The organism is Polynucleobacter sp., assembly GCF_018500155.2.
In the GTDB taxonomy this organism is placed as follows: Bacteria; Pseudomonadota; Gammaproteobacteria; order Burkholderiales; family Burkholderiaceae; genus Polynucleobacter.
Window position 1 is genome coordinate 65531 of sequence record NZ_JAHBAK020000017.1, and the last position, 7190, is coordinate 72720.

The window sequence follows — 7190 nt, forward strand, 5'->3', positions numbered from 1 at the left end:
GACAATTTTGTCTATTTTTCCATTTTGTATACAAATTTTACTGATTTAGTGTCAAAATATAGCTTAAATTAAGCTCTATTAGCAATCAATGATGTTTTTGTATGCAAATTAAGGGATATCCCAGCATGGCAACTGAAGCAGCTAACCCTCATAACCTTCATGAGGCGACCTTCCAAAAACTGCGCTCGCTTTTGGTTGAGGGCAAGATTGCGCCCGGCAGCAAGCTCAATGAACGTGAATTAGCGGAAAGCCTCCATGTATCGCGCACACCGATTCGGGAAGCGATTCGTCGCCTGGCAGCTGATGGCTTAGTGGAGTTAATTGCCAATCGTGGCGCGATAGCAGTGCAACTCAGTATTGAGGATGTAATTCATACCTTTAATGTGATTGCTGACCTTGAGGGATTTTCTGGGGAACTTGCTGCAAAAAATATTAGCGACGCCACTCTTTCTGAATTAGCAGCACTCCAATATGAAATGATGGCTGCATATGCGCGCCGTGATTTATCCAGCTACTACAGACTGAACTTACGCATTCATCATCTGATTAATCAAGCGGCAAATAATCCCGTGCTCTCTCAATTATTTACTCAAGTTAATGCACGCATTGAGGCTCTGCGCTTTCGCTCGAATCAAGATGGTGTGAAATGGGAAAAAGCAGTCGAAGAACATCAAGAGATGCTCAATGCGCTGCAAGCACGTGATAGTGCGCGTATGCGCAAAATCATGATTCAACATGTACACAATAAGCGCGATGTCGTGGTGCAGCTTCTAAAAGCCGAAGCGCTACCTACAGCAGTAGCGGAGACCATGAAATGAATAAACCCTTGGACGCCAGAGAAATCCTGATAGACCAAGCGCTGCTTGCTAAACGCTTGCGTCAAGAGACCTCTGGCGAGGTTATGACTGACAGCGCCAGCCGCGGTCGCTATGCAACTGATGCCTCGATTTATCAGGCTATGCCTGTTGCAGTATTTGTCCCCAAAACTGCAGACGATATTGCTGCCGCTCTTCAGATAGCTGCCGAGTTGGGAGTGCCCGTTCTTCCACGTGGTGGTGGTACCAGTCAATGTGGACAGACTACAGGCACCGCTCTAGTCATTGATAACACGAAGTACTTTAGAAATGTCTTAGATCTCAATATCGAAAAAGGTTATGTTGAGGTAGAGCCAGGCATTGTGCTTGATCATTTGAATCTCTCGCTTAAGCAACATGGCTTATGGTATCCCGTAGATGTCTCCACTGCTGCGCAAGCGACTATCGGCGGTATGGCTGGAAATAATTCGTGTGGAAGTCGCTCGATTGCCTACGGCAATATGGTTCATAACGTATTAGGTATTGATGCTTGGCTAGCCAATGGACAAGTAGCCCAATTTGGGAACTATGCCAATAGCTCGGGTGCTGCAAAAGAGTTGGGTGACTTTGTTAAACACTTGGCGCATACCTTGCAACCGGAGATTGAGGCGCACTTTCCGAAGGTTCTGCGGCGCGTAGCGGGTTATAACCTTGATATCTTCCATCCCCAAAGTCAATTACCTTACACCCAAGATGGCAGCGTCAATCTCTCCCACTTATTAGTGGGTAGCGAGGGCACGCTGGCTTACTTTAAATCCCTCAAACTAAAACTCGCACCACTACCCAAACACAAAGTATTGGGGGTTGTGAATTTTGCGAGCTTTTATAAGGCGATGGATAGCGCGCAACATATCGTCAAACTTGGACCTACCGCAGTGGAATTGGTGGATCGCACGATGATTGACCTTGCACGCAACAATCCTAGCTTTAAAAAGACTATCGAGACTGCGCTCATTAATCCTAGTGCGCAAACTCCCGAAGCTATCTTATTGGTGGAGTTTTCTGGCGAAGAACAGGCCCCATTACTGAAAAAGCTCACTGCTCTGCAAGAACTCATGGCCGATCATGGCTTACCTGGTTCGGTTGTCTCGATGCCTGATGCTCCCCTACAAAAAAATTTGTGGGAAGTACGCAAAGCGGGTCTAAACATCATGATGAGCTTAAAAGGTGATGGCAAGCCCGTGAGCTTTATTGAAGATTGTGCCGTTCCACTTGAGAGCTTGGCAGATTACACCCAAGCCCTCACAGACGTATTTGCTAAATACGGTTCACGCGGCACTTGGTATGCGCATGCTTCTGTAGGCACACTCCATGTCCGGCCCATATTGGATATGCGCAGAGATGGCGCACAAAAAATGCGTGCCGTTGCAGAAGAAGCCTCTGCCCTAGTGCGTAAATATAAAGGTGCTTATAGCGGTGAGCATGGCGATGGCCTGTGCCGCGGCGAATGGATCTCTTGGCAATTTGGCCCCAAGATCACACAAGCACTCGCAGAAATTAAACATGCCTTTGATCCCAAGGGCTTATTTAATCCAGGAAAAATCATCGATCCACCCAAAATGGACGATGTGAGCAACTTCCGCTTTCCGCCTAGCTACAAAGTCATTCCACTACAACCTGCATTAGATTGGTCTGCCTGGAATGTGCAAAACAATCCCATCACCGAAGAAACTACAGCTCCAGGGACAGGCGGCGATCCCGCCAACGGATTGGCAAAAGCCGTGGAGATGTGCAACAACAATGGTCACTGTCGAAAATTTGATGCAGAAGTGATGTGTCCGAGCTATCGCGTCACCCGCGATGAAAAGCACCTCACGCGCGGCAGAGCAAATACTTTACGTTTAGCCTTATCCAATCAACTAGATATTCAAGATGAGTCCTCTCCGTTAGGCAGCGATGCTATCAAAGAGGTGATGGATTTGTGTGTCAGCTGCAAAGCTTGTAGGCGTGAATGCCCTACAGGAGTTGATATGGCGAAAATGAAAATTGAATTTCTCTCTGCCTATAAAAAACGAGTGGGACATTCTTTACGCGATTTGGCAGTTGCTTATTTACCCAAATACGCCAGCACAATTAGCAGCATTCCACTTTTGCCGGCAATACTGAACTTACGCAACCACTTCAAACCGCTGGCCAAACTTCAAGAATGGATGATGGGTATTTCAGCGCAAAGAAGTTTGCCTGTTTGGAAGGGTCGTACTTTTTGGAGCAATATACAGTCGAATACTTCTTATCAATACAGCCCTGAGGAACTTAGCAAACACAAGGGCGTCGTACTCTTCGCCGATACTTTTAATGCATATTTTGAAGATGAGAATTTGCAAGCAGCTTTGAAAGTACTGAAGTCGGCTGGGTATCGTGTGCATATTCCACAAAAGAGCCGTCATCAACAAAACCAGCAGGAGAAAAGTGCCTGTTCTAAAGAATTTTGCTGTGGTAGAACCTACCTTGCGGCAGGGATGGTGGATAAAGCCAAAGAAACTTTACGTGAATTAGTAGATCACTTAGCACCTTATGCTCAAAACAATATCCCCATTATTGGCTTAGAGCCCTCTTGCCTCTTCACATTAAAAGATGAAGCTTTGGTCATGGGTTTTGGCGAGCGCGCTATTGAGGTTTCGCGGCAAGCGCAGCTGTTAGAGGAATTCTTAGCTAGGGAGGCCAAGGCTGATAGTCTAAGTCTACATTTCCAAGCTGCAAGCAAACCGGTTCTATTTCATGGTCATTGCCATCAGAAATCTTTTGGCGCTGTATCGCCTGCGTTAGAACTATTAAAACTCATTCCTCAAGCGAACCCACAACTGATTGAATCGTCTTGCTGTGGAATGGCGGGAAGTTTTGGTTATGAAGCTGAGCATATTGAAGTTTCCAAACAGATGGCAGAAGCCAGTCTGTTACCTAGCATTCGTAAAGCGCCCGATAGCTGGGTTGTTGCTGATGGCACAAGCTGTCGTCATCAAATTGCAGATGGCGCACAAAAACAAGCTGTGCATATTGCCAGAATTTTGGCGGCACACCTCTAAATCGATTGGGGACGAGATTAGTTAGCGAATAACGCCGTAACTCACCATCAACAATGTTCCAGTTAAGAGGGCTGGAACTAGACGCCTAGTGGGTTTCGATACCATGACGCCAATACTTAAGGCGCAAATCAACACCCTAATCCATAAAGGGACTGTCGCCATTAAACCTAGCGGCATCACAATTAAGCGGATCGTTAATGCAGCAACCATAGCGTATGTCACTGCAGCTAACCAGCGAAAAATTTCACTATCTTGATTAATGCTTTGAGAAAGCAATACGCCAATGGCTCTACAAAAATAAGTACCGAGACAGGCGCCCACCAAAGCAACCCATAAGCCCCATCCAGATAGAGCATCCGTCATCGTATGGATTGCGCTGTCCATTAACCAATCACTCCTGCTTTTTTACGGATGAGTTTGCGGTCAATGAAATACGCCAAAGTTCCACCCACGAGTCCTGCTGTGAGCAAGCTTGTATCACGGTCGAGGACAAAAAAAATGGGGCCAAAGATACATCCCATCAATATGGCTATCCGATTGATCCAAGGTTTTACTTCAGTAAAGGTTAATAAAAAGAATAGTGGGTTGATAAACACCAGACCAAGCGTGATTGCGGGAGGCACCATACCCGCCAAGAAATAACCCAGGATTGTTCCTGGAATAGAAATCAACCAGCACAACAAACCCAAACCGACAAAGTACGCTAAACGGTGCTTTGTCTCAATGGCATGAAACTCTCGCATGGAAATTGCCCATGTAGTCATCGCTAATAAATGCACTGATGCATACAAACTGCGATTACGATCCTTTTGATGAAATTGCGGAAAGAGTGTGACCGTCATCGTAATAAAACGCGTTGATGTCAAAGTTACTGCCAACGCTATCGCAAATACTGACGAGCCAGTAATCGCCATTTCTAGCAAGACCACCTGACCAGGCAAGGCAAACATAAAAAATGAAGTAAAGGTCGTAAACCAGACATCAAACCCATTGGTCTTGCCCATGGCGCCAAAACCGACCATGCCCGCAAAGAGCACTAGGGCAGGAGCGCCAGCAGCATCGCGCATGCCACTCCAAAATGCATCCCGAGGACTCTTAAAGCGCTCAGCAGCCTTACCCTCTAAAGCAATTTCGATTGGATCGATATAAGGCTGGTCCGCTGATGACATACCGTCATTGTAAGAGCTGCCCAGACTTTTCGCTGATCAGCCCTGCTTGAGCGCCCAGTTGATGTGTTCCGCAACCAATGCATCTGCACTCGTCAGTCCCGTGCTTAATGCCTGACGTATTTGTTGTTTGTTCTGCTCATCCACGAGTGAACTAGCCAACGCATTACCCATCGCCACTGCAAGATTACGACGCCAACGGCGATAGCCTATGCGGCGTATAGCACTGCCCTCATGACGCTGTGAAAACTCCTCTTCTGTCCATGACCAAAGATGCAATAAAGAGGACTGTCCTAAACCGTGACGCTGCGCAAAATCTGGCAGGCCGGTACGCTTAGCAAACTTATTCCAAGGACAAATAAGTTGGCAATCATCACATCCGTAAACACGATTACCCATTGCACTTCGAAACTCAATGGGAATCGCTTCTGGATTTTCGATCGTTAAATAAGAAATGCACCGGCGCGCATCTAATTGATAAGGGGCGGTAATGGCCTGTGTCGGACATACATTCATGCAGGCCTGGCAAGTGCCACAATGATCTGCCTGGGGATCATCAATCGGTAAGGGCATGTCTACCAAGATCTCGCCCAAGAAAAACATCGACCCCGAGTCACGATTGAGCAATAAGGTATGTTTACCACGCCAACCTAAACCCGCATTTTTTGCCAACTCTACTTCCATCAATGGTGCAGAGTCTGTAAATACGCGATAACCAAAAGCACCGATGCGCTCTTCAATGGCTTTAGCAAAGTCTTGCATCCGCTGACGCAGGACTTTGTGATAATCGCGCCCTCTGGCGTACATCGAGATGACTGCTTCTGTTGGATGTTTAAGACGTCCCCACTCAGCATCAAAATCGATTTCAGAGGGAAGATAATTCATACGAACACAAATGACACGAACTGATCCAGGTAATAACTGCGTTGGATCAGCACGTAAGTCTGCGTGACGCTCCATGTACTCCATGTGTCCGTGACGACCGTCGGCTAACCATGCTTGCAAACGCTCACTTGCAGAGCCCAAATGGGTATCCGTAATGCGCAATCCATCAAAACCGAGAGCCAAAGCCTTCTCTCCAAGCCAAGCTCGAAACTCGGACTCATCTAATGCAGAGTAATTGGCAGATATAGGCATATGAATCACAAATGTAACGCAATAATTGAATAAACTAGAGGAATGCGCAAAATGACAGAAACAGTGAAGCAACATTGTAGGCAAGAGGCGGAAACTGCCAAACTTGCCACACAACTTGCCAATCGCATTTCTGGGTTTTTGACTCAAAATCCACAGAAGCACCTCAATATCTCACTCATAGGAAATTTAGGTGCGGGTAAAACCACTTTTGCGCGCTATCTCATTCAGGCGATGGGTCACCAAGGTAAGGTAAAAAGTCCAACCTACACCCTTTGTGAAATCTACCCATTACAAACACAAAGCGGCTCAATCACCGCACATCATTTTGATCTTTACCGCATGCGTGATCCACTAGAGTGGCAAGAAGCTGGATTTGCAGAGTGCTTTGATGTTCCTGGTTTTTGTTTAATAGAGTGGCCAGAAAAAGCCAATGGCACACTACCTCCTTTTGATATTCAGATTGAGTTGGCTGCTGGATCTGATGAGAATGAACGTGTTATTACTATGACCGCCCTTCTCAGTGATGGTGTGTCTGTACTAGAAAATTTCATTAAGTAAATGCGCAGTCAAACAAAACCGAGCAAGATCAATCTTGCGAGAAGAAAAAATCTCAAGACGTATGCAAAAGTCATGGGTTTTGCACTTTTGCTCACTGAAGTCGAGATCGCCTGGGGTGCCAAGATACTAGGTGTGAGGGTCTGGCCGTCAGAGGACTACACCCGTATCACCCTTGAATCTGACACCCCTCTTCCAATTACTCAGCAAATTCTGACAAATCCAGATCGCTTAGTAGTTGATGTGCAAGGCTTGGAACTCAATTCCACACTCAAAGATTTAGTAGCGAAAGTCAAACCCAATGACCCATACATTGCTCAAGTGCGGGTGGGTCAGTTTCAACCAGGCGTTGTCCGTTTAGTGTTTGATCTCAAAGAACCCATCAAACCACAACTCTTCACGCTTGACCCTGCAGGTGAATATAACTACCGCATGGTGTTTGATTTGTACCCTAC

At 46.4% G+C, this 7190-nt stretch carries 7 protein-coding genes; 4 read left to right on the forward strand and 3 right to left on the reverse strand.

Annotated elements, in window-relative coordinates:
* Positions 1 to 125 precede the first annotated feature (125 nt).
* Together KIH43_RS02170 and KIH43_RS02175 are read left to right on the forward strand one after the other, a co-directional pair.
* Positions 126 to 818 (forward strand): GntR family transcriptional regulator, encoded by a 693-nt coding sequence (locus tag KIH43_RS02170; protein ID WP_297717235.1) that lies wholly within the window; start codon positions 126 to 128, stop codon positions 816 to 818.
* Entirely contained in the window at positions 815 to 3877 is a 3063-nt protein-coding gene (locus KIH43_RS02175) for an FAD-binding and (Fe-S)-binding domain-containing protein (RefSeq protein ID WP_297717238.1), read from the forward strand. Before KIH43_RS02170 ends, KIH43_RS02175 begins: the two co-directional genes overlap by 4 nt.
* Before the next feature lie 21 nt (positions 3878 to 3898).
* Here the strand turns inward: KIH43_RS02175 and KIH43_RS02180 are convergent, their stop codons facing one another.
* From KIH43_RS02180 to queG, 3 genes are read right to left on the reverse strand one after another with little or no spacing between them, the layout of a single operon-like run.
* A complete protein-coding gene (locus KIH43_RS02180) occupies positions 3899 to 4261 on the reverse strand; it encodes an AzlD domain-containing protein (protein WP_297717241.1) in 363 nt (120 codons plus the stop codon).
* Positions 4261 to 5046 (reverse strand): AzlC family ABC transporter permease, encoded by a 786-nt coding sequence (locus KIH43_RS02185; protein ID WP_297717244.1) that lies wholly within the window; start codon positions 5044 to 5046, stop codon positions 4261 to 4263. The genes KIH43_RS02180 and KIH43_RS02185 overlap by 1 nt, the downstream gene beginning before the upstream one ends.
* 36 nt (positions 5047 to 5082) lie before the next feature.
* Positions 5083 to 6180: a tRNA epoxyqueuosine(34) reductase QueG gene (gene queG, locus KIH43_RS02190; protein WP_297717247.1), complete on the reverse strand. Its 1098-nt coding sequence runs from the start codon at positions 6178 to 6180 to the stop codon at positions 5083 to 5085.
* A 42-nt stretch (positions 6181 to 6222) separates the two neighbouring features.
* On the opposite strand from queG, the gene tsaE reads away from it, so the two are divergent.
* Together tsaE and KIH43_RS02200 are read left to right on the forward strand one after the other, a co-directional pair.
* Entirely contained in the window at positions 6223 to 6738 is a 516-nt protein-coding gene (gene tsaE, locus KIH43_RS02195) for a tRNA (adenosine(37)-N6)-threonylcarbamoyltransferase complex ATPase subunit type 1 TsaE (protein WP_297717250.1), read from the forward strand.
* 72 nt (positions 6739 to 6810) lie between these two features.
* The coding region (locus tag KIH43_RS02200) for an AMIN domain-containing protein (protein WP_297717262.1) at positions 6811 to 7190 on the forward strand (380 nt) is incomplete at its 3' end.

Bases quoted from the DNA above. Each gene is read 5' to 3' on its own strand.
- KIH43_RS02170 (WP_297717235.1), top strand. From the start codon at position 126: ATGGCAACTGAAGCAGCTAACCCTCATAACCTTCATGAGGCGACCTTC.
- KIH43_RS02175 (WP_297717238.1), top strand. From the start codon at position 815: ATGAATAAACCCTTGGACGCCAGAGAAATCCTGATAGACCAAGCGCTG.
- KIH43_RS02180 (WP_297717241.1), bottom strand. From the start codon at position 4,261: ATGGACAGCGCAATCCATACGATGACGGATGCTCTATCTGGATGGGGC.
- KIH43_RS02185 (WP_297717244.1), bottom strand. From the start codon at position 5,046: ATGTCATCAGCGGACCAGCCTTATATCGATCCAATCGAAATTGCTTTA.
- queG (WP_297717247.1), bottom strand. From the start codon at position 6,180: ATGCCTATATCTGCCAATTACTCTGCATTAGATGAGTCCGAGTTTCGA.
- tsaE (WP_297717250.1), top strand. From the start codon at position 6,223: ATGCGCAAAATGACAGAAACAGTGAAGCAACATTGTAGGCAAGAGGCG.